This is a genomic window from Streptomyces sp. NBC_00989 (assembly GCF_045162655.1).
Taxonomy (GTDB): Bacteria; Actinomycetota; Actinomycetes; order Streptomycetales; family Streptomycetaceae; genus Streptomyces.
This window is the reverse complement of record NZ_CP108728.1, coordinates 11,542,313-11,565,016: the sequence shown is the minus strand read 5'-3', so window position 1 is coordinate 11,565,016 and position 22,704 is coordinate 11,542,313. Positions and strand designations below refer to the sequence as shown.

Annotated in this window: 23 protein-coding genes and 2 pseudogenes; 15 read left to right on the top strand and 10 right to left on the bottom strand. The window is 68.4% G+C overall.

Going from position 1 to position 22,704, the window contains the following annotated elements; translation table 11 throughout:
- Window positions 1-62: 62 nt before the first annotated feature.
- From OG714_RS52320 to OG714_RS52310, 3 genes are read right to left on the bottom strand one after another with little or no spacing between them, the layout of a single operon-like run.
- Window positions 63-1,328, bottom strand: a complete 1,266-nt coding sequence (locus OG714_RS52320; protein WP_406131522.1) for an ABC transporter substrate-binding protein — start codon at window positions 1,326-1,328, stop codon at window positions 63-65.
- A 55-nt stretch (window positions 1,329-1,383) separates the two neighbouring features.
- A complete protein-coding gene (locus OG714_RS52315; protein WP_406131521.1) occupies window positions 1,384-2,205 on the bottom strand; it encodes a carbohydrate ABC transporter permease in 822 nt (273 codons plus the stop codon).
- Window positions 2,202-3,152, bottom strand: a complete 951-nt coding sequence (locus tag OG714_RS52310; RefSeq protein WP_406131520.1) for a carbohydrate ABC transporter permease — start codon at window positions 3,150-3,152, stop codon at window positions 2,202-2,204. Before OG714_RS52310 ends, OG714_RS52315 begins: the two co-directional genes overlap by 4 nt.
- 323 nt (window positions 3,153-3,475) lie before the next feature.
- Between OG714_RS52310 and OG714_RS52305 the strand changes: the two genes are divergently transcribed.
- The 6 genes from OG714_RS52305 to OG714_RS52280 all read left to right on the top strand — a co-directional run bounded on the left by OG714_RS52305 (window position 3,476) and on the right by OG714_RS52280 (window position 9,260).
- Window positions 3,476-4,561, top strand: a complete 1,086-nt coding sequence (locus OG714_RS52305) for a LacI family DNA-binding transcriptional regulator (protein WP_406131519.1) — start codon at window positions 3,476-3,478, stop codon at window positions 4,559-4,561.
- 136 nt (window positions 4,562-4,697) lie between these two features.
- A complete protein-coding gene (locus OG714_RS52300) occupies window positions 4,698-5,837 on the top strand; it encodes an ABC transporter substrate-binding protein (RefSeq protein WP_406131518.1) in 1,140 nt (379 codons plus the stop codon).
- A 161-nt stretch (window positions 5,838-5,998) separates the two neighbouring features.
- Entirely contained in the window at window positions 5,999-7,258 is a 1,260-nt protein-coding gene (locus OG714_RS52295; RefSeq protein ID WP_406131517.1) for a sensor histidine kinase, read from the top strand.
- Entirely contained in the window at window positions 7,255-7,905 is a 651-nt protein-coding gene (locus tag OG714_RS52290; RefSeq protein ID WP_406131516.1) for a response regulator, read from the top strand. The genes OG714_RS52295 and OG714_RS52290 overlap by 4 nt, the downstream gene beginning before the upstream one ends.
- 91 nt (window positions 7,906-7,996) lie before the next feature.
- Window positions 7,997-8,491, top strand: coding sequence for a MarR family winged helix-turn-helix transcriptional regulator (locus OG714_RS52285; protein WP_406131515.1), 495 nt, complete (start codon window positions 7,997-7,999; stop codon window positions 8,489-8,491).
- Between the two features lie 142 nt (window positions 8,492-8,633).
- Entirely contained in the window at window positions 8,634-9,260 is a 627-nt protein-coding gene (locus tag OG714_RS52280; protein ID WP_406131514.1) for a DsbA family protein, read from the top strand.
- A gap of 229 nt (window positions 9,261-9,489) precedes the next feature.
- Here OG714_RS52280 and OG714_RS52275 read toward each other — a convergent pair.
- Both OG714_RS52275 and OG714_RS52270 read right to left on the bottom strand, forming a co-directional pair.
- Window positions 9,490-9,852 (bottom strand): annotated as a pseudogene (locus tag OG714_RS52275) (alpha/beta fold hydrolase); the annotation flags it as partial.
- The gene (locus OG714_RS52270) at window positions 9,747-10,961 is read right to left on the bottom strand and encodes a fumarylacetoacetate hydrolase family protein (protein WP_406131513.1); all 1,215 of its coding nucleotides are present in this window, start codon (window positions 10,959-10,961) and stop codon (window positions 9,747-9,749) included. The gene OG714_RS52270 and the pseudogene OG714_RS52275, both read right to left, overlap by 106 nt.
- A 43-nt stretch (window positions 10,962-11,004) precedes the next feature.
- On the opposite strand from OG714_RS52270, the gene OG714_RS52265 reads away from it, so the two are divergent.
- A complete protein-coding gene (locus OG714_RS52265; protein ID WP_406131512.1) occupies window positions 11,005-11,676 on the top strand; it encodes a FadR/GntR family transcriptional regulator in 672 nt (223 codons plus the stop codon).
- Between the two features lie 282 nt (window positions 11,677-11,958).
- On the opposite strand, the gene OG714_RS52260 is transcribed toward OG714_RS52265, so the two are convergent.
- Window positions 11,959-12,519 (bottom strand): transposase, encoded by a 561-nt coding sequence (locus OG714_RS52260; RefSeq protein WP_406131511.1) that lies wholly within the window; start codon window positions 12,517-12,519, stop codon window positions 11,959-11,961.
- A 587-nt stretch (window positions 12,520-13,106) separates the two neighbouring features.
- Here OG714_RS52260 and OG714_RS52255 point away from each other — a divergent pair.
- The 3 genes and pseudogenes from OG714_RS52255 to OG714_RS52245 all read left to right on the top strand — a co-directional run.
- Window positions 13,107-14,312 (top strand): lactonase family protein, encoded by a 1,206-nt coding sequence (locus OG714_RS52255; protein ID WP_406131510.1) that lies wholly within the window; start codon window positions 13,107-13,109, stop codon window positions 14,310-14,312.
- 135 nt (window positions 14,313-14,447) lie between these two features.
- A complete protein-coding gene (locus OG714_RS52250) occupies window positions 14,448-15,080 on the top strand; it encodes a transposase (protein WP_406131509.1) in 633 nt (210 codons plus the stop codon).
- Between the two features lie 2 nt (window positions 15,081-15,082).
- Window positions 15,083-15,576: pseudogene (locus tag OG714_RS52245) on the top strand (IS5 family transposase); the annotation flags it as partial.
- Window positions 15,577-15,593: 17 nt separating this feature from the next.
- On the opposite strand, the gene OG714_RS52240 reads toward OG714_RS52245, so the two are convergent.
- Window positions 15,594-15,992, bottom strand: a complete 399-nt coding sequence (locus tag OG714_RS52240; RefSeq protein ID WP_406131508.1) for a hypothetical protein — start codon at window positions 15,990-15,992, stop codon at window positions 15,594-15,596.
- A 118-nt stretch (window positions 15,993-16,110) separates the two neighbouring features.
- Between OG714_RS52240 and OG714_RS52235 the strand changes: the two genes are divergently transcribed.
- The gene (locus OG714_RS52235; RefSeq protein WP_406131507.1) at window positions 16,111-16,371 is read left to right on the top strand and encodes a hypothetical protein; all 261 of its coding nucleotides are present in this window, start codon (window positions 16,111-16,113) and stop codon (window positions 16,369-16,371) included.
- A gap of 118 nt (window positions 16,372-16,489) precedes the next feature.
- Window positions 16,490-16,915, top strand: coding sequence for a LysR family transcriptional regulator (locus OG714_RS52230; protein WP_406131506.1), 426 nt, complete (start codon window positions 16,490-16,492; stop codon window positions 16,913-16,915).
- A gap of 299 nt (window positions 16,916-17,214) precedes the next feature.
- On the opposite strand, the gene OG714_RS52225 is transcribed toward OG714_RS52230, so the two are convergent.
- From OG714_RS52225 to OG714_RS52215, 3 genes are all read right to left on the bottom strand, one after another.
- Complete coding sequence (locus OG714_RS52225) at window positions 17,215-17,793, bottom strand: TetR/AcrR family transcriptional regulator (RefSeq protein WP_108999110.1); 579 nt, start codon at window positions 17,791-17,793, stop codon at window positions 17,215-17,217.
- A 167-nt stretch (window positions 17,794-17,960) separates the two neighbouring features.
- The gene (locus tag OG714_RS52220; protein WP_406131505.1) at window positions 17,961-19,352 is read right to left on the bottom strand and encodes an amidase; all 1,392 of its coding nucleotides are present in this window, start codon (window positions 19,350-19,352) and stop codon (window positions 17,961-17,963) included.
- Entirely contained in the window at window positions 19,339-19,548 is a 210-nt protein-coding gene (locus tag OG714_RS52215; RefSeq protein ID WP_326732802.1) for a hypothetical protein, read from the bottom strand. The genes OG714_RS52220 and OG714_RS52215 overlap by 14 nt, the downstream gene beginning before the upstream one ends.
- Window positions 19,549-19,675: 127 nt before the next feature.
- Here OG714_RS52215 and OG714_RS52210 point away from each other — a divergent pair, with 127 nt between their 5' ends.
- The 3 genes from OG714_RS52210 to OG714_RS52200 all read left to right on the top strand — a co-directional run bounded on the left by OG714_RS52210 (window position 19,676) and on the right by OG714_RS52200 (window position 22,427).
- Window positions 19,676-20,992, top strand: coding sequence for an MFS transporter (locus OG714_RS52210; protein ID WP_406131504.1), 1,317 nt, complete (start codon window positions 19,676-19,678; stop codon window positions 20,990-20,992).
- A 50-nt stretch (window positions 20,993-21,042) separates the two neighbouring features.
- On the top strand, window positions 21,043-21,945 hold the full coding sequence (locus OG714_RS52205; RefSeq protein WP_406131503.1) for an MBL fold metallo-hydrolase: 903 nt from the start codon (window positions 21,043-21,045) through the stop codon (window positions 21,943-21,945).
- 200 nt (window positions 21,946-22,145) lie between these two features.
- Window positions 22,146-22,427 carry a hypothetical protein gene (locus OG714_RS52200; protein ID WP_406131502.1) on the top strand — a complete coding sequence of 94 codons (282 nt, stop codon included), beginning with the start codon at window positions 22,146-22,148 and terminating at the stop codon, window positions 22,425-22,427.
- The last annotated feature ends 277 nt before the right edge of the window (window positions 22,428-22,704 follow it).

The following is a 22,704-nucleotide window of genomic DNA, read 5'->3' as shown; positions in this document are numbered from 1 at the left end:
GTCGCCTTGCTCATTTCTCACACCTTCGTCCCTTCGGTGTTCGGACGTGTTCCCGGCAGCGGTCAGGAGCCGGCCTTGTAGTCGGCGTCCATCTCGTCGAGGAGTTTCTTGGGCGTGGACTGTCCGCTGAAGATCTCCTGGAGGCCGCTGAGCATGGTCTGTTGGACCTTGGCGTTGGGCCAGAGCTGGTCCATGAACGGCACGGTGCGGTTCGACGTGACGAACGTCGAGAGTTCGGTCAGCGACGGGTCCACCGCGAAGCCCGTGTCGGGCAGGGAGGGCAGACCGCCTTGTTTCTTGACGAACAGGTTCATGCCCTTCGGTGACATCACGAAGTTCACGAATTTCAGGGCGAGTCGAGGGTTCTTCGCCTTGGCGTTGACGGCGTAGCCGGCGCCTGCGGCGGCCGGGATGAGCGTCTGGGACGGAGTGTCGGTGGCGGGCAGCGCCTTGAGTGTGAAGGTGCCCTTCGGGTTCTTCTGCTTGAGCAGGGCGACCACCCAGTTGCCCTGCACGATGCCGAGGGTCTTGCCGGTGGCGGCGAGTGCCTGGCTGGCTTCGTAGTTGGTGCCCAGCGGGTTCTTCTGGAAGCAGCCGGTCCTCTCCATGGTCAGGTACTTCTCCAGGGCGGTCGCCCACGGCGACTTGGCGAAGGTGATCTGCCCGGCCTGCATCTTCTTGTCGAAGTCGCGGTCGTGGCCGTAGACGGTGGTGGCGACCAGTGCGTACAGGACGAGCTGGGTCACCCAGTTGTCCTGGTTGCCCAGCGCGAAGGCGGGGGTGCCCTTGGCCTTGGCGGCCCGGCAGAAGGCAAGCAGCTTGGTCCAGGTGTCCGGCGGGGTGAGCCCGGCCTTCGCCATGGCCTCCTGGTTGTAGACCGCGCCGATGCCGTTCTGCCCGAAGATCGCGTTGTACGTCTTTCCCTCGTACTGCGCGACGGTCTTGATGGCGTCGGGCATCTTTGCGGCCCAGGGCTGGTCCGAGAGGTCGCGCAAGTAGCCCGGCTTGGCCAGGACGTAGGTGGCGCCGGGGTTGCCGTTGCCGGGCCAGACCGACATCACGTCAGGTGCCGTGCCCGAGGCGAGTTGGGTGCGGATCTGCTGCTGGTACTGGTCGGCGCCGCTGGTGGTGTAGCGGACCTTGACGCTGGGGTTGGCCTTCTCGAAGGCCTTCACGACGTCTTCGACCGAACCCTGGTCGACGGAGGCGAGCGTCAGTGTCTTGGACCCACCGCCGCCGGCGCCCGCCTTGGTGCCGCCGCTGCAGGCCGCGAGTACGGCTACGGCCGTCAACGCGGCGATCAGGACTGGGAGTTCACGTGTCTTCATGTAGTCCCCCTCGGGGAAGAGCCACCGGGCATGAGGGACGGGTGGGCATGGCGTCTCATCCGCGCAGCCCTCCCGCGAAGCCGTTGATGATGCTGCGTTGCAGCAGGAAGTAGACGAGCAGGACGGGCAGGATGCTGATCACCAGTGCGGCGAAGATGAGGTTCCAGTCGGTGACGTACTGACCGACGAACCCGGCGATCGCGACCGGCATGGTCTGCCGGGCGCTGCCGCTGAGATACAGCAGCGGGGTGAAGAAGTCGTTCCACACGGCGACCGCGTTGAGCACGAGGGCCGTGACGGTGACGGGTTTGAGCATGGGCAGGACCACGTACCGGAAGCCCTGCAGTGGTGTGCAGCCGTCGATCAGGGCGGCGTCCTCGAAGTCGCGGGGCAGGGCGCGCAGGAAGCCGACGTAGAGGAACACGGTGAACGGCACCTGTAGGCCGGAGTAGAAGAGGATCAGCGCCCAGGGCGTGCCGAGCAGGCCGAGGTCGCGCATGGTCTGGTAGAGCGGCAGTGAGGCGAGTTGGAAGGGCAGGACGAGGCCGAGCAGGAAGCCCAGGTACGTTCCCCGTGACCAGCGGGCCGTGACGCGTGCCAGCGGGTACGCGGCCAGTGACGAGACCGCCAGCACCACGATGACGCTGCACACCGTCACGAGCACGCTGTTGCCCAACGCCCCGCCCAGCGCGCCCTGTTGCCAGGCCTGGGTGAAGTTGTGCAGGGTCGGCGAGGTGGTCGGGCTGATCGGTGACGACGTGTCCGACGCAGGGCGCACGGCCAGGTTGACCAGGACGTACACGGGGAAGCCGATGAACAGGGCGATGGTGATCATCGTCAGTTCCAGGGCGAGGGTACGGCCTCGGTAGCGGTTCATGACGTGGCCCTCTCGTTGCGGGACAGGACGAGGTACTGACCTGTGGAGAAGACTGCGACGATGATCGTGAGAACGACTGCGAGCGCGATGCTGTAGCCGAACTCGCCGAGCGTGAAGGCGTCTTTGTAGATCAGCGTGGAGAGGGTGTCGGTCGCGTGTCCCGGCCCGCCGCCCGTCAGCGCGTACACCTGGTCGAAGAGTTTGATCCCGCCGATGATCGACAGCATCAGGTTGATGGTGAAGGCGGGCGCCAACAGCGGCCGGGTCACCGACCAGAAGCGCCGTATCGGACCCGCGCCGTCGATGGCCGCCGCCTCATGGACCTCCTTGGGCACCGACTGCAGCCCGGCCAGGAAGATGACCATCGAGTAGCCCGCGAACTGCCACACGATCACCCCGGCCACCGCCCACAGCGCAAGGCGCGGACTGCCCAACCAGTCCTGCTGCCAGGAGCCGAGTCCCACCGCGCCCAGCAGGCTGTTGACCGCGCCCTCGGGACCGAGCAGGTTGCGCCAGAGATAGGCGGTCACGATCGGCGTGATCACGGCCGGGGCGAACAGGAACACCCGCAGCAGGTTGCGGGACTTGATGGCCGTGTTGACCCCGAGGGCCAGTCCGAGACCCACCGCGTTCTGGATCACCGTGATCGACACGGCGATCAGCAGGGTGTGCCACACCGCCTGCATCGCATCGGTGTCGCGGAACATGTCGGAGAAGTTGCCGAGGCCGACGAAGGAGAAGTGGGGGTCCAGGCCGTCCCAGTCGGTGAACGCGTAGTACACACCGCGCGCACTCGGCACCAGGACAACGAAGGCGAACAGCAGCAGCGCGGGCAGCGCGAACCACCAGGGCGGGGTCGTGCGTGCCAGCCGGATCCGCGCGGCCACCGGCCCGGGATCCGGAGGTCGGTCATGGTCCGGGAGTTGCTCGTGCGGGGCAAGAGTCACCGACGGACCTCCTTCTTGAAACGATTCAAAGAGACTGTCGAACAAGAGCACCGGCCGACACGGCGTAGGAGCGTCCGCCGACTTCCGCATGCTGGGGCGACCTGATCTGCTCGCTGGGTCCGGGTGGCCCGAAGCGACTTATGGGCAACGTTCCCCACGAGGTGTGCCAGACCCTAGAGAGCAGCCCGCGTGACGTCAAGATGCCATGCACACTGCGCAATTGTTACGGCGGCGGGAGGAGCGTAAATACGACAGCGCGTGCCCAAACAAGGCGTCTATACGTACACTCGTCGGCAACGTTTCCCACAGAAGGAGGGAGCAAGATGGAGCCGTCGGCACGGCCTCGTCGGGTCACCATCGTCGATGTCGCGCAGCATGCCGGGGTCTCGACGACCGCCGTGTCCAAAGTGCTGCGCAACGCCTACGGCGCCAGCCCGGAGATGCACACGAAGGTGCGCCGGGCGATCGACGAGCTGGGCTACCGGCCCCACGCCGGCGCCAGAGGACTCCGCGGGCAGACGTACACCATCGGCGTGATGCTGCCCGACATTCGCAATCCCTTCTTCCCCGAGGTCCTCGACGGCATCACCCAGTCGTTGGAGGACACGGAGTACCAGGTCCTCCTGGGACCTGGCTGCAACGGTGAAAAAGCAGAAGCCCGGGTCACCGAGGCGATGATCGACCGCGGCATGGACGGCCTGGTACTCGTGGCGCCGGTGTCTCCGCGCACGCATCTGGAACACGTGGCCTCCATGGTTCCCACCGTGGTCGTCGGCAGACACGGATCCTCTCCGGTGTACGACACCGTGGTGGACGACGACGTCGAAGGCGCCGCCCTGGTCGTCGGCCACCTCGCCGCGCTCGGACATCGGCGCATCGCCCACATCGAGCACCTCGAAACCGACCCGACGCGCCTCGCGGAGATGCCCAACGCCCGACGCGCCGACGGCTACCGGCAGGCCATGCGAACCCATGGCCTTGAGCAGTGGATCGACGTCGTCTCCACCAGTTACACCCAGGAAGGGGGCTACCGTGGCACCAGGGAACTGCTGAATCGTCCCCAGCGTCCCACCGCCGTGTTCGCCGGCGCGGACGTCGTCGCGATGGGCGTGCTGGAGGCGCTGACCGAAGCCGGGCTGTCCGTGCCCGACGACATCTCTGTGTCCGGCTACGACAACACCACGTTCGCCGCGTTCGGCCCGGTGTCGCTGACCAGCGTCGATCAGGCGGGCAACGAGATCGGCAGGAACGCCGCCCGTCTTCTCCTGGAGCGGATCGCCCACCGGAACAGACGCTCGGTCCAGGTCAGCCTGTCCCCCACGCTGGTGCCCCGCCGGACCACCGCTCGGCTGCCGGAAAGCAGGCGGACACCGACCAAGCTCGATCCTGACGTTCAACCGTTCGGTTGAACGCGAATTCCACCTTTCGCCGGTTTGATCGCTGCGATCGGGCGACGCGAAGGCACCTGGAGTCCGCCGAGAATGGCCTTACCCCAGGCGCCGGGGCGTTGTTACGCCACCCCCCTCAAGGAAGGTCCCCTCAGACGTGTCCAGTTTCCTCAGCAGACGACGTGTCCTTGCCACCGGAGCCGGTGCCGCCCTCAGCGCCGGCGTGCTCGGCGCGAGCGTGACCCCGGCAGCCGCCTCCCCCTCCGCCTCCCGAGGTGCCACCGGCGCCGAGGAGACCAGGACGCTCGACGAGCTGTACCAGGCCGCCCTCGCGGAGGGCGGGAAGCTCGTCGTCTACGCCGGCGGTGACACACCGACCCAGCAGGACGGCACCAAGGCGGCCTTCAAAGCCCGCTTCCCGGACATCGACCTGACGCTGATCGTCGACTACAGCAAGTACCACGACGTACGTGTCGACAACCAGTTCGCGACCGACACCCTCGTACCCGACGTCGTGCAGCTCCAGACCCTTCAGGACTTCACGCGCTGGAAGGAGCAGGGCCGGCTGCTGCACTACAAGCCCGCCGGGTTCTCGAAGGTCTACGACGCGTTCAAGGATCCGCAGGGCGCGTGGGTGGCCACGGGAGCGCTCGCGTTCAGCTTCATGTACACCACGGCGGCGGTCGGTTCCGGCGTACAGCTCACCCCGCGCGACCTGGTCGACCCCAAGTGGAAGGGCAAGATCGCCTCGTCGTACCCGCACGACGACGACGCGGTCCTCTACCTCTACACGCTGTACGCCCGCAAGTACGGCTGGGACTGGGTGGCCAAGTTCGCCGCACAGGACGTGCGGTTCGCGCGCGGCAGCAACTCCCCGGGCGACGCCGTCTTCGCGGGGCAGAAGACGATCGGGGTCGGCACCGCCGGGTCCGCGGTCAGCTCCTCTCCCGTCACGTTCGCCATCGGTTCCGGTCACCCGTTCATGTCCTGGGGTCAGCGCGTGGCGATCCTCAAGCAGGCCAAGAACTCCACGGCCGCCAAGCTCTTCCTCAACTGGCAGTTGTCGACGGAGATGCAGAACGGCTCCTTCAACGGGTGGTCCGTCCGTACGGACATCACTCCCCCGACTGGTCTGAAGAAGATCTGGGAGTACCCGAACGGGAACCTGGACGGCTTCCCCCGCTTCATGGCGGACCGGGCCTCCATCGAACGCTGGAAGCAGACCTTCGCCCTGTACTTCGGCGAGGTCAAGGGCGACCCGACACCCGGCTGGCTCGGGCTCCACCCGGGGGCGTAGGGCTCGTCCCGCTGACAGGCCCCCAGAGCGAGCGGGGGCGTGGGTCGGTACTCCGGAGCGGCTACCGGCAGACCGACGCCCCCGCTCTTCACAGGACCCCTACAGGTGGCGGAAAACTCGGACGCCCTGTCCGAGTAGATCATCCACCGAGGGGGCTTGTCGTGACCAACCGCGACCCGGGCGTCCAGACTCCGTCGTGGTCCCGCACCGGCCGGTTCGCCGTGGGACAGATCCCGCACTGCGTGCTTTTCCTCGTCGTAGGTGCCGCGCTGGTCCGGCTCTCGCGTCTGGACGACTCGACGTGCCGGGGCATCGTGATCACCAGCGGGCTGCTCGCCGTGGGATACGCGTCGGGTCTGGCTCTGTGGAACAGACTCGGCACCCTCCCTCGCGGCTGCTGGGTCACTGTCCTGCTGGTGCTCTGGGCGGTTCTGGTGGCACTCGCCCCGCCACCGTCGACCGGCGCGTACGCCTGGTGCGCCGTACCGATGGCCTGTCTGGCGCTGCGTGCTCCGGGGCAGCGCCGGGCCACGGTCGCGCTGCCCGTGGTCACCATCGTCCTGATCGGTCAACTGACCCGAACCACAGACGGTTTCGACCCGGAAATGGTCCTGATTCCGGTCGCCGCCGTGTGGGGCACGGTGGCGCTGTACCGAGGGTTGCAACGCGATGCGGCGCAGCGCCAACGTCTGCTGGCCAAACTGCAGGGCACACGTCACATCCTCGCGGAAGAACAGCGCAGGGCGGGTGTACTGAAGGAACGTGAGCGCCTCGCCAGAGATCTCCACGACACGCTCGCGCAGGAACTCGCCGGCCACCTCATGCTGATGCACGCGGCCGAACGCGATCGGGCGGTACGGCCCGACACCGCACGCGCCCGAGTGCGTGCGGCTGTCGACGGACTTGACGCCGCCCTCGCCGAGACCCGGCGCATCATCTGCGACCTCACGCCCACCACCGTCGCCGAGGCCGGCCTCGAAAGGGCCCTGCGGCTGCTGTGCGATCGCGCGCAGCAGGAGGGAACGGCCGCGCGGGTGCAATTCCGCATGGTGGAGAACCATCGCCCGGAGCTGGACGCACAGTCCGCCACCACTGTGTTCCGGGTGGCACAGAGCATGCTGGCGAACGTACGGGAGCACGCACAAGACATGAACCTGCCGGTAACACTTCACCATCACCCGGACCACGTCGAACTGGAACTCCCCGACGACGGCGTCGGCTTCGTCCCGTCCCGAACGGGCCATACCTCCCTTCCACATCGGGGGTTGGGCCTCCCCGCGGCCCGGGCGAGGCTGCGCGAGCACGACGGCGACCTCGACGTCGACAGCGTCCCGGGTGGGGGGACCACGGTTCGGGCAACCCTGCCCGCCCGCACGCAATCCGGCCCCAGCATGGCGGTGTCCCCGGTGATGGCCCCATGACCAGTACGCCGCTGCGCCTGCTGATCGCTGACGACCACGTGGTGGTCCGGGCCGGTCTGCGGGCCCTGCTGGAGGGCGAGCCGGACCTCGAAGTCATCGAGGAGGCCAGCAGCGGCGAGGAAGCCGTCCAGCTGGCTCTCGGTCTAAAGCTCGACGTCGTGCTGATGGATCTGCGATTCGCGAGCGCCGGTCGGAGCATCGACGGAATCGAAACGGTCCGGCGGCTGGCCGCCGAGGCACCGGGGCTGCCCGTGGTGATGCTGACCAGTTACTCCGGCCGCGTCGATGTCGTACGCGCGTTGGAGGCGGGTGCACGGGGCTACGTACTCAAGGCGGGTCCGCCCCAGGAGTTGTTCCGGGCCGTGCGCAGCGCCGCCGCCGGAGGCATGGGCCTGGCTCCGGAGATCGTCAGCGATCTGGTCGGCCAAGTGGTCGGCCTGCGAACCGACTTGACGCAACGGGAGGCAGGGGTCGTCCAGCTGATGTCCGAGGGGCACAGCAACCGCTCCATCGCCGAGTCCCTGTTCCTGAGCGAAGCGACGATCAAGACACATCTGGTCCGGATCTACCGGAAACTCGGCGTTGACAACCGAGCCGCGGCCGTCTCCGAAGCCGCTCGCAGAGGACTGCTGAACCTCGCGCCGTAGCGCTCGTCGGGGCCGACCTCACTGTCACACTGCCGTCCCCGGGCATGATCGGTACGGTGATGCCCGGGATGGCGAAAGGGGCAGCGAGGCCGTGAGCGAGCAGGCGGAGATCAAAACGCCGAAGGAGGCCGCGGATCACGAGCTGATCCTGGCGTTCGGACGACTGCAGGGGGCGGCCAATCGGCTGGAGTACATCCTCGGCCGGGCACTCGAGGAAGAGTGCGGGATCAGCCATCTCATGTTCGAGGTCCTGCTGATTCTCGGGCGGGCGGGCACGCTGGGCCTTTCCATGCGGGTCATAGCCCAGGAACAGGTCCTGACCACAGGAGGCGCCACCAGGCTGGTGGACCGCATGGTGGCGGCTGGACTCGTCGCGCGCACGGACTCCCCGGACGACCGGCGCGGGAAGCTGGTGCAGCTCACCCTGTTGGGCGAGGAGACGACGGTGCGCGCTTCTCGGGTGCACGTGGAGAACATCAAGCGGTACTTCGTTGAGCCGCTCCCGGCCGAGGACCGCGAGCGGTTCGCGGAGGACCTTCGCATTCTCAGCCACACCGCCCGGGACGTACTGCCCCGCCTGCGCTGATCTGCGCAGGGGCACTCCTAGGACGCCAGCCCCACGCCTGTGTCGCGGATCACGGGCATCAGGAAATACCTGACTAGTCAGATGCTGTTCTGTCAGATGAATCGCCTGCATCGGGTGGGCGTCACCCCTGTCGAGGTCCTCGATGAAGCTGGTCTACGTTTTCGATGCCTACTGCGGCTGGTCGCACGGATTCTCCCGAACGCTGCGCGAAGTCGTCTCCCGCCATCCCACCCTGCCGGTCGACGTGGTTTCCGGCGGCCTCTTCACCGGCAGACGCCGAGTCGCGATCAGCAACTTCAGCTACATCAAGGAAGCCAACGCCGAGGTAAGCCGGCTGACCGGCGCCCGGTTCGGAGAGAGCTATCAACGGCTCGCCGCTGAAGGCTCGTTCGTCATGGACTCCGAGGCCGCCGCCCGCGGCGTCGCGGCCCTGCGGCAGACCGCCCCCGACCGCGCGGCGGAGCTGACCCTGGCGTTGCAGCACGCCTTCTACGTCGACGGACACAGCCTGTCCGCCCCCGCCACCTACCGTCAGCTCGCCGAGACGGCCGGACTGGACGCCGACGCCGTCCTCGCCGCATTCCAAGCACCTGAGGCGCAAAAGGCGGCCGAGGCGGACTTCCGCCGCACTGCCGAGCTAGGCGTCACCGCCTTCCCCGCCCTGCTCGCCGTCGACGGTTCGCGCACCGTCTCCCTGGCCCGCGGGCACGCCACCGCCGACGAGGTGGATCGTCGCCTCGCACCCCTCGGCATCACCCCGACGTTCTGATCTGCCCTCTCCCGCCACCTCCCACACTGACAGCCACGGCGGCCCGGTGGAAATGGGACCGCCCCTCAACGACTCCATGACAAGCGTCTTACGCGTCCACCCTCACCCCGACGACATCAGCTGCACGGTCGTCGGCGACGTCGGCACCCCGTCACCGGACCAGGTAATCCCCTGGCGGACTGGCGCACGGAAGGCCATGGGCGAGATTGGGCACCACCAGCGGACTCACCTATGGGATGCGCTCGACGATGGTGTCGGCCACTGCGGACATGCCGCCCTCGCGTACGGTACGAGCGCGGGCCCGGGTGGCGTCCTTGGCCTGTGGGGCCTGGGCGCGGACCGGCCCGAGCAGCGCGAGCTTGGTGACCCGGTCGGCATGGGCGGCGGCGAAGGCGGAGGCGGAGGCGGAGGCGGAGGCGACCAGGGTGCCCATGGAGTGGGCAACGACGGCGGTCTCCCCGATGCCTTCGGCATCCAGCAGGGCGGTCAGCTCCTCGACCCAGCCGGTGATGCTGGGCGTGCCGTTCCTGGATGAGCGGCCGTGGCCGGACAGGTCGTAGCGCAGCACCGTGTGATGCTCGGCCAGGGCGGCGGCCTGCGGATCGTAGACGGTGGTGGCGCCCCCAGGCCATGGATGAGGACCACCGGCGAGCCCTGCCCGGACTTCTCCACGAACAGCTCGGCACCGGCGGCGGGCCGCAGGCGGTCACGGCCGGCCGCGGGGCCGATGATGTTGGTCAGCTCGCCCAGCCCCGGGGCGGAGACGACGACCTGGTCGCCGGTGGTCAGGTACTTGGGCGGGTCGAAGCCGATGCCCACGCCGACGGGGGTTCCGGTGGCGATGACGCCCCCGGGTTCCAGCGTGACGCCGGCCGAGAGGGTCTCGATGATGGTCGCCACGTCGAAGATCAGCTGGGAGGTGTTGGTGTCCTGGCGCAGCTCGCCGTTGACGCGGGTCTGCAGCCGTAGATCATGGATGTCGATCTCGTCGGCGGTCACGGCCCACGGCCCCATCGGGCAGAAGGTGTCCAGGGACTTCCCGATGAACCACTGCTTGTGGTCACGCTGCAGGTCGCGGGCGGTGACATCGTTGATGAGGGTGTAGCCCCACACGTGGTCCATCGCCTCGTCCCGGCTCACCTTCGAGGCGCGCCGCCCGATGATGACGCCGATCTCGCCCTCGTGGTCGAGCGCGGAGGTGATGTCGGTGTGCGGGTCGACCACATCACCCGAGGCGATCACGGACGCTGCGGGCTTGGTGAAGACGACCGGGTGCTCCGGCATGTGCTGGCCGTCCGGGGAGCCGGTCGCGTCGAAACCGCTCCTGGCGAACTCCTGCGCGTGCTCGGAGTAGTTGCGTCCCACGCAGAAGATGTTGCGCGCGGGGATGTGAGGGGCCAGCAACCGGCCGTCGACGGCCGTGCCGCCGATCTCCAGGCGCGCTGCTGCTTCCGGGCCCGCATCGATGATCTGCCGTAGGTCACTGACGGGTACGCCCGTGTCGGTGAAGCACACCTCGCGGCCCGTTCCGTGTTCGTCGACCGCGTACACCCGCACGCCGCCCTTGATGTGAATCCTTGCGAAGCGCACCGCACCTACTAGACCAATAGGAACCAATATGGGGAATGGGTTCTTATCGGTGAGACTAGGTTCGCGTTTCCAGGAGGTCAATGCTCGATTTCTCGCACATTGATCGCCCATGGCGCTAACATTGGTCCGCATTGGTTCACGGGAGGGATGAAAGATGGACGCTGTCGGCCCCGCAGCCACCGTGCTCAAGCACGTGGAAAAGATCCTCGCCACCGGCGGCCTCAACCCCGGCGACCGCCTGCCCACCGAACGGGACCTGGCGGCAGCCACCGGAGTCGGCCGCGCCGCGGTCCGCGCCGCCCTGCAGGACCTCGAATCCCGCGGCATCGTGCTGCGTCACGTCGGCCGCGGCACGTTCATCGCTCCGGACGAGACCGCCCTCGCCGACGACCCCGCCCACCAGCCCAGCCCCGCGGAGATCATGGCCTCACGCCTGGTCCTGGAACCGGAGTTGATGCCGCTCGCCGTCGCGTCCGCCACCGGGGCGGACCTCACAGAAATGGAACGCTGCCTGCGCGGCGGCGAGCAGGCATCCGGCTCGGAAGAGTTCGAACGCTGGGACACCGCCCTGCACCACAGCTTCGCCGTGGCCACCCACAACGCGGTCCTGACCAGCGTCAGCTCCCTGCTCATCAGCGCCCGCCGCCAGCCCATATGGGGCGGACTCAAGCGCCGCAGCTTCAACCCCGAACGCCACCGCTGCTACTGCACCGAACACGAGCAGATCGTCGCCGCCGTCCGCGAACGAGACCCACATGCCGCCCGCGACGCCATGCGTAACCACCTCCACCACGTACGCCGCGTCCTGCTCGGCGACCACCTCTGACACTCCGCAGCCGATACCACGCTTCACGGCTTACGGACGGCCGACCAGGGAGCCCAGCCCACGCGCCCCAAATCATCGTGTCCGCATTGATGTCGGTTCGTCGTGTCCGAGTGCGTTGGCCATCTCGTCAAGGAGCCAGGGAGACCTCTTCGGCGGGTCTCAAGTCGATGCGCGCTCTGTGAGCGGCGCCTGCCCGGAACCTCCGCCCCACAGTCAGCTGCCCGCCGTGAAACGCTCGGGTTTCCGCTCAGAGGCATCCCGGATCTTACGAACTCGTGCGCTTCAGAGTTGAACACCCTCGCGACCGCGCTCCATGTGACGACCGACGACCTGCTGAAGGCGTCTGCTCATCTCGCGCCATGGCGTCCTGCCCTGGAGATCGCGCAGCAGCGCGTGGAGTTGGTTGACCGTGCGCACCCGGGCCTGGGCCAGGTTCACACGCCGTTCGTCCAGGAGAGCCAGCGCCGTGGTGTGATCCTCCGCCGCGAAGTCCCGCTCGTCTCCCTGCAGATAAGCGACGGCGGCTGCGGCCGCTGCCTCGATACGGTCATTCTTACGCCGGCCACCGCGGGAAAGTTCGCGCACCCGGCTGGTCGCTGCGGCAGGAACATCGACCGCGCTCTCGCCGCGGGCGAGGAGCCACTGGGCGAGATGCCGCCCCAGGCCGTTGGCATTCTCCACAGCCCACTTCCGCTGCGGCCACCGCTTGGCCCAGGACAGCAGCCGCCGGTAGTCCGCCAGACTGGCCTCGATCCGCATCGACCCGACCTGCTGGTTCGAGGTCGGCTCGACGGCGGTGGCGGTATGGGTGGACTTGTGCGGATCGACACCGAGCACTATCACGGGACTGGATTCCTCGTGGTCGGACGACAGGGGCAGCCACGGTCGACACGCCGGCTTCCGGAACCAACCTGGCCGGGACACGCCTCTGTTGAGCCAGACCGCGGACGGACGTCGGACCGGCGACATACCCCGGGAGAACCAGCCCCGAAGAGCGGCAGACGGTTCACTAGCCACCCGGCCCAGCGTCCTACGGCACGCTACGAGCGGCCAACCCGACCGCGTCCCGCTACCCCTATACAAGTCGGCGGTTCAGTGTCGATCGACGGGGGCACGCCACAGACGGTCAACCTCTCCGCCGACAGCCGTTCCGTCCGCGTCCCTGTCTTCACTCGCCGGGGCTGACAAACGGCGCCCACACGCTGACCGTCACGACACTCAACAGCAACTGGGTGAGCGTCGACAGCTTCAGCGTAACCAGCTGACCTCGAGCGTCGCGCAACCAAAGGGCCGTGGGAAGCCCGTCAACTCTGCGTCCGTTGAGCCGTGTTGAGGCTTACGAGACTCTGACGTGAGCCACGTAAGCCTTCACACCCTCCTTCACTTCGTCAACTCTGGTCACGCAAGACCCCGGATCAGAGGAGGCCCAAGTGAGTAGGCACAACACGCGCAGGTTGAAGCCGCGGAAATGGATCGCCGTCTCCGGTGGTGGCGCGGTGGCCGTCGCGGCGGCCGTGGTCATGGTCAACGGAGCCTCCGCCACGCAGGTTTCGCCCACCCCGCGCGCCGTCTCGAAGGCGGACCACGCCGTCTTCGTCCAGGGCAACGAGCTGGCCGGGAACACCATCCGCGTCTTCCGCCGGGGCGACGACGGTAAGTTGACTGCCGCGGGGAAGTACGCGACCGGCGGCAAGGGCGGGGACCAGACAGACGCGCCGACCGACTCGCTCGCCTCGCAGGGGTCGCTCGTCTACGACCACCGTTCCGGCCGGCTCCTGGCGGTCAACGCGGGCAGCGGCACCCTGACGTCCTTCGCCGTGCACGGCCAGAAACTGACGGACCGCCAAACCGTCTCCACGGGAGGCGACTTCCCGTCCGCCGTCACGGTCTCGGGAGATCTCGCCTACGCCATGAACGCGGGCGGCGCGGGAAGCGTGCAGGGTTTCCGAATCACCTCCAAGGGGCTGAAGCCGCTGAGCGGTTCGTACCGTAGCTTGGGCCTGAAGAACGAGAAGGTACCGCTGTTCAGCAGCTCGCCGGGGCAGGTCGCGTTCACGCCGGACGGCCGGAACCTGGTCGTCACCACCAAGTCGGCGAACACCATCGAGGTCTTCCCCATGGGGAAGGACGGCCTCCCGGCGGACAAGCCGGTCGTGAACAAGTCGGCGGGCATGGTGCCGTTCGCCATCGCCTTCGACAAGTCCGGGCGCATGCTGGTCGCCGAGGCCGCCAATTCCACCGTCAGCACCTACAAGGTGCGCCACGACGGCGAGTTGAAGACCGTACAGGCTTCCCTGCCGAACGGGCAGAACGTCCTGTGCTGGCTGGAGCGGGCCGGTGACTTCTTCTACGGCGGCAACACCGGCAACTCCACCGTCAGCGGCTACCGCCAGGACGCGCACGGCCGACTCAAGCTGACCAACAAGGCGGGCATCGCCGCAGCACCCTCCGCGATGTCGCAGGGCGTCATCGACCTCGCCGTCGCCGCCGACAAGTTCGTCTACGTCCAGAACGCGACCTCCGGCACCGTCGACGGCTTCCGTGTCGAACGCACCGGCGCCCTCACCAAGATCACGACGATCACAGGCCTGCCCGCCTTCGCCGCCTCCGGCATGGAGGGCATCGCCGCGGTGTAAGAAAGCGGCCACCGCGGCGGAACGTCCCGGACACGCCCCCCGGCGTGTCCGGGACGTCGTACCACTGCGTCGATGACGACCTGGTAGTTGGTGGAGTAGCGGTAGTTCTAATACCTCATCGGTGAGCCTGAGCGCGTGAGCGCAAGGGCTGCCGAGCGAGGTGGAAGCCTGCGGCGCGGCATTGAAACGGAGGTCGAGCGGCTCCGGGAGATCTTCCGGGCGGAGCACCTCCACCAACTGCCCCTGGTCGAAGAGGCCATAGGACGACAGGCATCGGCACTCATCCAGCAGGTCAGCGCCGCGTGCAGCAGCGGCACCGACCTCGCAGCAGCGACAGAGAAAACGTTCCCCGCGCACCCGGACGCCGACATCATCACCAGCTTCCCGGGCCTGTCCGTGCTCTCCGGGACCCGACTGCCGGCCGAGATCGGCGACGACCGCTCCCCGTTCGCGGACGCGAGGGCGGTCAAGGCATACGCCGGAGCGGCACCCGTGACACGGGCATCAGGCCGCAGCCACGTCGTCGTGGCTCGGACCGTCAAGAACCAACGACTCGCCAGCGTTGGTCACATGTGGGCCTTTGCCACCCTCCGCACAGTCGCTCCGCGCACCCATTACGACAGACGACGAGCCGGCGGAGAACGCCACACCGCCGCACTGCGGAACCTGTTCAACAAACTCCTGGGCTGCCTCTACCACTGCCTGCAGAACCGAACCACGTACGACCCCGACCGAGCCTTCCCAGCCCCTTTGCCCCTCGCCGCCTGAACGACGACTGCGCGATCGATGGCTCGCACATCCGGTCCCTGAAAGGGGGGATCACGTCGGGCCCTCGCCCGTCGACCGCGGCCGCCCCGGGTCCAAGCATCATGTGATCGTCGACCGGCACGGCACACCCCTCGCCGTCTCGGTGACCGGCGGCAACAGGCACGACGTCACCCAGCTCATACCGCTGCTGGAAGCCGTTCCACCTGTACAGGAACTGCGGGGGCGACCCCGCAACAGACCGAAACGGCTGTTTGCCGATCGCCGCTACGACTTCGACAAGTACCGCCGCCTGCTCTGGAAGCGCGGCATCAAGCCCCTCATCGCCCGACGCGGCGTCGCCCACGGCTCCGGCCTGGGCAAGACCCGTTGAGTCGTCGAGCGCACCTTCGCCTGGCTCCATCAGTTCAAACGGCTTCGCATCCGCTATGAACGCCGAGCCGAGTTCCACCAGGCCCTGCTGGAACTCGCATGCTGCATCATCTGCCTCCGCCGCATTCTGAAAGCAGGTGCCGTTTACGACAGCAGCTTTCCGCCTGAGACGTCGAAGCAGACCAAACCCATGGACGTCGCGACCTGCGCGGCGAACGTCGAAACTTCCTCGGCCGCGTCCCGTCGTACGCCGAAGTAGATCAGCGGGCCCGTCTCGTTGCCGTGCAGTCCGTCGTCCCATACCGGGTGGTCATCCTGCTCCCCGGTCGGGTTGGGCCACCGCTCCAGCAACGCGGCCACGTAGGCCGCAATGCGCTCGGTCGGTGGCTCATCCGGGCCTCTGTCCTCCAATCGATCCCCGCGACGGACAAACTGGCCGTAGAGTTCCTCGAAGGTCTGACCAGCAGCAAAGTCGTCGGGCGGGCGGCCACCTTCCCAGACAGCCAGGCTGCGAGTGCCGTATTTCCGAGTGCCGTTGTTCATGACGGAACAATTCCACACGGCCATCAAGCGCTCTGGCCCGCCCAGGTAGAGCGTGGGTAGTCGCACGCCGAGCCGAGGCAGACCGACATCATTCTGAAACGATCAGTAAGTTCGACTCGTGGACAACACTGAGATCACGATCAAGCTCACCTCCGATGAGGCGCTCGTCCTCTCGGACTGGCTGGAGCGAGTTCAGATGACGGATCTCAGCCGTCTGGTCGACGATCCGGCCGCGTGGGCCCCGATCCACAAGCTCGCGGGGACATTGGACAAGGCGCTTCCCGGGATCTTCGCTGCTGACTATGCGGAGCGTCTGGATGCAGCACGGCGCCGTCTGAGGGAGACCCTGGGCAGCTTCGCTGAAGAGCAAGACGGCTGAGTCGGCTGTCCCCTCCGTCAGCACGATTCCGCGAAAGCCACGTTGATTGAGAACACTGAGGGTCAGTGTTCTCAATCAACGTGGCACCCCACCAGGTCAGCGGCTCGGCATCTGACAGATGCACTTCGACAGGACAGCGCTCCTGCGCCCGGTGCTCGGCAACAACTACCAATGGCGCCGGCTCCATACGTTCCTCCAGGTCGCCGGATACCGATCCCTCTCCGAGGCGTGCGGCGGCAGGTGGCTATCCACGCACAGCGTCACCAGCCACCTGCTGCGCCTGGACGAGGAGATCGGAGGCCCGCTGCTGTTTCGGACCACGAAGAACCGACCCCTGCAGCCCACCGACCTCGGACACACCACTACGGCTCAAGCGGCGCGCAGCCTTCCGTGCGGGCACATCCTCGGCGGAGGCCACGTACACCCGCCGCTGCGGCAGCAAGGCTGGTTCGCCTGCCCCCTCTGCTGCGGCCGGCGGCAGGAAGCAAAGGCGGACAGAGCCGTCTGCGCCGCTTCCTGGAAGCAGTCCGCTATCCCACGCTGACGACGTTCGCCCGCGACGCGGGCCTCGATCCGGGCACGGTGACCCTGCAGATCCACAAGCTGGAACAGGACCTGGACGGCGAGCTCCTTTCCCCTGCGGAGTCAAACACCCCATGCAGCTCAACCGCCTTGGCAAGAAGGTCGTGGCCGCCGCGGCGCCGTATACCGACCAGTTCGGTGATCTCCACGGACCACGCCACAAGCCGAAGGCCCTTGCCTCGCCCGAGCTGCGATAGCCGGCGGGCATGAGCAACGGTGAATCTGGGCGGTTCCTCCTGCGCGGGCCGCGAGGAATCTGGATCATGGGAGGGGGTGTTCTTCGCCCGCGTCGAGGAGTTCGGTCACGAGCCGACGGGCGTACGCGGCATCGAGTCCGGCCGGGCGGAAGAGGATGCGGTACATCATGGGGGCGACCACGCGATCCATCGCCGTCTCGACGTCGGGAGTGTTCTCCTCGCGGCCGATCGCGCGGGCGAGCACGACGTCGATCTGTTCGGCCGCGTAGGCCGAGCACCGACCGGCATTGCTGCCGTCCGGGTCGCCGAGCAGAGCGTCACGGATGTAGGCGCGGCCGGAGGGGGACGACATCTCGTCGAGGAACTGTTCGGCCCAGGCCGTCAGGTCGGACAGCAGGTCGCCGTGGTCCTCCGGCGCGGTGTCGGGCCGCAGGCGCTCCACCGCGACGTCCGACAGCAGCTCCTGAAGGTCGCCCCAGCGGCGGTAGATCGTCGAGGGGGTGACTCCGGCGCGCTGGGCGACCAGCGGGACGGTCACCGCGTCGCGGCCCCGCTCCGACAGGATGTCGCGGACGGCGGTGTGCACCGAAGCCTGGACCCGTGCACTGCGCCCGCCGGGGCGCACCATCGGCTTACGACTCATGACTCCATCTTAAAGCACGGTTATTGCGTTTAGGCGGAGTGTGTCGGCTCGACGGCCGCGCCAGGGTTCCCTCGCCGGTCTCCTCCCTGCGGGCATCCGGTCCTGATCCCGACCGGAGCCGAACGGCATATGGGCCGGTCCGGAACCGTCCGGCCCGCACGCCGCTCTCAGGCGGCCGGCGCGAGCGACCGGGCGGACTGCGTCCGCTCGTAGGCGTGGCCCACCCGCAGCAGTTGCCGCTCACCGAAGGGCCGCCCGAGCAGCTGCATGCCGATCGGCATGCCCGCCGTGTCGTGGCCCACCGGGACGGACAGAGCGGGCACTCCGGTGATGTTGGCCGGGGAGGACAGACGCACGTAGGCGTCGGAGACGGCCTCGGTCGAGCCGTCGGACCAGGTGACGCTCTCCTGGCCGGCCTTCACCGCGGTCATCGGGACCGCCGGGGCGGCGATCACGTCGACCTTCTCCAGAACGCGAGCCCATTCCTCCTGCATCAGCGTCCGGGAGCGCTGGGCACGCAGATAGTCGCCCGCGCCCATCAGCTCACCGGCCTCCAGGAGGATGCGGACGTCCGCCTGGTACAGCTCGGGGACGGTACGCAGCGTGTCCTCGTGGTAGGCGGTGGCCTCCGGAACCATCAGCCCCCACTGCGTGGCGTGGATGTACCGAGTCATCGGGATGTCGATCTCGACGAGATGGACGCCGAGCGTCTCCAGCTCCGCGATGCCCCGGCGGACGGCGGTCTCCACCTCCGCGTCGACATGGTCGAAGTAGTAGTTGCGCGGTACCCCGACGCGCACGCCCGCCAGGTCCGGCTCCCGTTCCGGCCGGTGGTCGACAGCGGGGGCGTCCAGCGAGGCGGGGTCACGCGGGTCGTGCCCGGCGAGGACGTTCAGGACCAGGGCCGCGTCCTCGACGGTGCGGGTGACCGGGCCGACGTGGTCCAGCGACCAGGACAGTGACGTGACGCCGTGGCGCGGCACCAGCCCGTAGGTCGGCTTGAGGCCGACGACCCCGTTCAGCGCGGCGGGAACCCGGATCGACCCGCCGGTGTCGGTGCCGAGGGCGAAGGTCGCCGCCCCGGCCGCCACCGCGACGGCGGACCCGCCGCTGGAGCCTCCCGCGACCCGGCCGCGGTCCCAGGCGTTGCCGGTCTGCGGGGTGGTCAGGCCGTAGGCGAACTCGTGGGTGTGGGTCTTGCCGACCAGGACGGAGCCTGCGGCCCGCAGCCGGGCGGCGACCGTGCTGTCGGCGGCGGCGCGGTGGCCGGCCCGGACCCGGGAACTGGCGCTGGTGGGCGAACCGGCGACGTCGATCAGGTCCTTGAGCCCGGCCGGGACGCCGTGCAGCGGCCCCCGGAACATGCCGCGGGCCGCTTCCTGCTCGGCCTCCCGCGCCGCGCCGCGGGCCTGCTCAGCGGTGACCGCGACGTACGCCTCGACGTGCGGGTCCACCTGGTCGATGCGTTCGAGGACCGAGTCCACCAGCTCGACGGGAGACAGCTGGCGGGCCCGGATCTGCTGCGCGGCGTCGGCGAGGGTCAGCTCATACGGCTGCATCGTGCTTCTCCTTTCCGGCGCGGTAGGCGCCGGCGGGCGGGGTGTCCCCGAAGTCCAGCTCACGCAGGACCGAGACGACGGAGTGGATGTGGTCGGCGGTGGCGGCGACCGCGGCGTGGCGGTCATCGGGCAGCGGAAGTCCGGCACGGGCGGCCCAGCGGGCGGCCTCGGGCGGCGTGAGTTCAGCGGAGGACACAGGCTTCTCCTGATCAGGGGCGTGGCGACGAAGCACCCCGTAGCAAAAGCTAACGGTTTGCTTTAACTCGACTGTAGGCCCTACGGTCGAGTTAAAGCAAATACATTGCGTTTACGGAAGGAGTCCTATGCCCGGCGTCATCTCCGACGTACAAGCGCTGGCCGACGCGCCAGCGATCTCCGACGCACCCGCGGCGTCCGACGCACCCGTGCACATCGCTCATCAGGCCACCCGCACCCGTACGAGGAGGCGCACGGCTTCCTTCGCCCTCGACGTGTCGATACTCGCGGCCCTCCTGGCCGCGTCCAGCGCTCCGACCCCGCTCTACCCTCTCTACCAGGACCAGTGGGGCCTCTCCGCGCTCGCCGTCACCGTGGTCTTCAGCGCGTACGCCCTGGCCCTGCTGCTGGCCCTGCTCACCACCGGAGCGCTCTCCGACCACCTGGGGCGACGCCCCGTCCTGGCAGGCGCCCTGCTCATGGCGGCCGCCTCCATGGTCCTCCTGGCCTCAGCGGACGGCGCGGGCTCCCTGACCATCGCCCGGGTCCTGCAAGGAGCGGCCACCGGCGCGGCCACCAGCGCCGCGGGCGCGGCGCTCCTCGACCTGGAGAACCCCCGGCGCCCGGGCCGATCCGCCCTGGCCAACAGCGTCACCCCGGTCGCCGGCATGGCCACCGGCGTGCTCGTCTCCACCCTGCTCGTCCGTTTCGCCCCCGCCCCCACCGTCACCGTCTACGTACTGCTGGCGGCGTTGTTCCTAGCCCAGGCGATCGCGGCCACCTTCACCACGGAGACGGCCCACCGCCGCGTGGGAGCGCTGCGGTCGCTGCGCCCGCGGGCCGGCGTCCCGCCCCCGGTCCGCCGCACCCTGCTGGCCGCGGGCGCCGCTATCGGCACCGTCTGGGCGCTGGGCGGCTTCTACTCCTCCCTCGGCCCGGCCCTCGTAGGCCTGGTGGCCCCCGACGCCCCGCAAGCAGCCCGTGGCATGGTCTTCTTCACCCTCAGCGCCACCGCCGCGCTCACCGTATGGGCGCTGCGGCGCAGGCCGCCCCGCGCCACGGCGATCGGCGGCTGCCTGTCCGTCCTGCCCGCCGCGGCCCTGACCCTGAGCGGTCTGCACGGCGCCGGGCTGCCCGCCGTCTACGGCGGCGCGGTGCTGGCCGGCATCGCCTTCGGCGCCGTTTCCCAGGGGGCGCTGCGTATGCTCCTCGCCTCGCTCGACGAGCGGGACCGCGCCGCGACACTGGCCGCCTACTACATCCTCAGCTACCTCTCCATGAGCCTGCCCGCCGTCGCCGCGGGCGCCGCCACCCAGCACTACGGGCTGGGGACCACCTCACACGCCTACGCCATCACCGCCGCTCTCCTCGCCCTGGCGGCCCTGGCGACACTCACCGCGTCACGACGCGTAGCGGCCCGCCCCGAAGCCGACCGCTCCCACTGAAGAGAACAACCGACCGCTTCCGCTGAAGAGATCAAGGGAAACGACACACAATGCACACCTCCCCCGCCACCGCCCCCATCTCCTCCTGGACTGTGGGCGGCGTCACCGTCCACCGCATCGACGAGGTCGCCCTGCCGCCCGCGACCGGACCCTGGCTGCTGCCCGACGCCACCCCTGAGGTGGTGACCGCCCAGGACTGGCTGCATCCCCACTTCGCCGGCCAGGACGGGATTCTGCACATCGACAGCCACAGCTTCGCGTTCGTCGTCAACGGGTTGCGCGTTCTCGTCGACACCGGCATCGGCAACGGCAAGGAGCGGGCCAACCCGGCCTGGCACAACCTGCGGACCGACTTCCTGGAGCGCCTCACCGCCGCCGGTTTCCCCCCGGACTCCGTCGACCTGGTGATCCTCACCCACCTGCACGCCGATCACGTCGGCTGGAACACACGGCGGGTGAACGGCGAATGGGTCCCCACCTTCCCCAACGCCCGCTACCTCACCTCCCGCGCCGAGCGGGAGTTCTGGGCCACGTACGACATGGAGGAGGCACGCGAACAGATGTTCCGCGACTCCGTGATCCCGGTCGAACAGGCGGGTCTGCTGAGCACGGTCGACGTCCCGCACAAGGGGGCCGAGATCTCCCCCGGCCTGCGCTTGGTCCCGACACCCGGCCACACCCCCGGCCACGTCGCGGTGGAACTGACCAGCCAGGAGGAGACGGCGCTGATCTCCGGCGACTGCGTCCACCACCCCGTCCAGCTCGCCCACCCCGTCATCGGCGCCTGCGTCGATATCGACCCGCGGCAGTCCGAGGCCACCCGCCGCGAGCTGCTCGGCTCCCTCGCCGGCACGGACACCCTCCTCCTCGGCACCCACTTCGCACCGCCCACCGCCGGCCGCGTGGTCGCCCACGGGGACGCCTACCGACTGGATCCCGTCCCCGCTTCCTGATTGCCGTTGCCACGCCGTCTCGGTCACCGCAGGTATGGCCCAGCCCTTCGGACCCCACCACCTCCCACGCACTGGCGGATACGCGGCTCGAGTCGATGGGTTTCCCGCGCTGGGGTCGTATCTGGCGGGGATCGAATCGGACGACGCTGACCTGCAGCCTCAAAGGGACAAGATCGTGAGACAGCGGAGGTGTCCCCCCAATGAGACATACAGAGAACCTGCAGACCACTACAGCGGAACGGGACATCCCGATTGCGGGCCTACAACGTCTCGGCGCCCAGCACGACGAAGAGTTCGACCTGGCGGAACTGCACGGCCGGCTCGAAGCGGTCGACTTCACCTCCGACCAGGAGTACACCGCGTACGACATGAGCCCCGACCGCATCATCGAACTGCGGGCGTGGGTCCGGGACTGGCAGGACGATCTCGGCCTACGTCTGGCCGAGCCGTACGCAGAGGACGATGACGAGGACGACGGCTGAGCTGACGCTCGCTCGGTATCGCGTGCCGGTGAGGGTGGAGTCCGTGGTTGTCGTGACCCGCGTGTGGCGCGGACATCGCCGTGATCACCGGGCGGACCAGGAGCCTCCTTTCGACGGGCTGGTCGAGGGCTGGACTGGCAAGCTGGACGGCGAGAACAGCACGTCAGGAGCAGCATTATGGCCAAGCAGGAATACGGCGCGGTCTCGGACACCCTGCGCCACAGTCGTTCCCTGCTGGCCCGTGTACGGCTGGATCCGACGGACCAAATCTAAGATG

Excerpts from the sequence above, each read along its gene's own strand:
- OG714_RS52210 (WP_406131504.1), top strand. The coding sequence starts at position 19,676 with ATGCCCGGCGTCATCTCCGACGTACAAGCGCTGGCCGACGCGCCAGCG.
- OG714_RS52265 (WP_406131512.1), top strand. The coding sequence starts at position 11,005 with ATGGACGCTGTCGGCCCCGCAGCCACCGTGCTCAAGCACGTGGAAAAG.
- OG714_RS52290 (WP_406131516.1), top strand. The coding sequence starts at position 7,255 with ATGACCAGTACGCCGCTGCGCCTGCTGATCGCTGACGACCACGTGGTG.
- OG714_RS52270 (WP_406131513.1), bottom strand. The coding sequence starts at position 10,961 with ATGGGCGATCAATGTGCGAGAAATCGAGCATTGACCTCCTGGAAACGC.
- OG714_RS52315 (WP_406131521.1), bottom strand. The coding sequence starts at position 2,205 with ATGAACCGCTACCGAGGCCGTACCCTCGCCCTGGAACTGACGATGATC.
- OG714_RS52240 (WP_406131508.1), bottom strand. The coding sequence starts at position 15,992 with ATGAACAACGGCACTCGGAAATACGGCACTCGCAGCCTGGCTGTCTGG.
- OG714_RS52220 (WP_406131505.1), bottom strand. The coding sequence starts at position 19,352 with ATGCAGCCGTATGAGCTGACCCTCGCCGACGCCGCGCAGCAGATCCGG.
- OG714_RS52320 (WP_406131522.1), bottom strand. The coding sequence starts at position 1,328 with ATGAAGACACGTGAACTCCCAGTCCTGATCGCCGCGTTGACGGCCGTA.
- OG714_RS52280 (WP_406131514.1), top strand. The coding sequence starts at position 8,634 with ATGAAGCTGGTCTACGTTTTCGATGCCTACTGCGGCTGGTCGCACGGA.
- OG714_RS52305 (WP_406131519.1), top strand. The coding sequence starts at position 3,476 with ATGGAGCCGTCGGCACGGCCTCGTCGGGTCACCATCGTCGATGTCGCG.
- OG714_RS52200 (WP_406131502.1), top strand. The coding sequence starts at position 22,146 with ATGAGACATACAGAGAACCTGCAGACCACTACAGCGGAACGGGACATC.
- OG714_RS52205 (WP_406131503.1), top strand. The coding sequence starts at position 21,043 with ATGCACACCTCCCCCGCCACCGCCCCCATCTCCTCCTGGACTGTGGGC.
- OG714_RS52225 (WP_108999110.1), bottom strand. The coding sequence starts at position 17,793 with ATGAGTCGTAAGCCGATGGTGCGCCCCGGCGGGCGCAGTGCACGGGTC.
- OG714_RS52230 (WP_406131506.1), top strand. The coding sequence starts at position 16,490 with ATGCACTTCGACAGGACAGCGCTCCTGCGCCCGGTGCTCGGCAACAAC.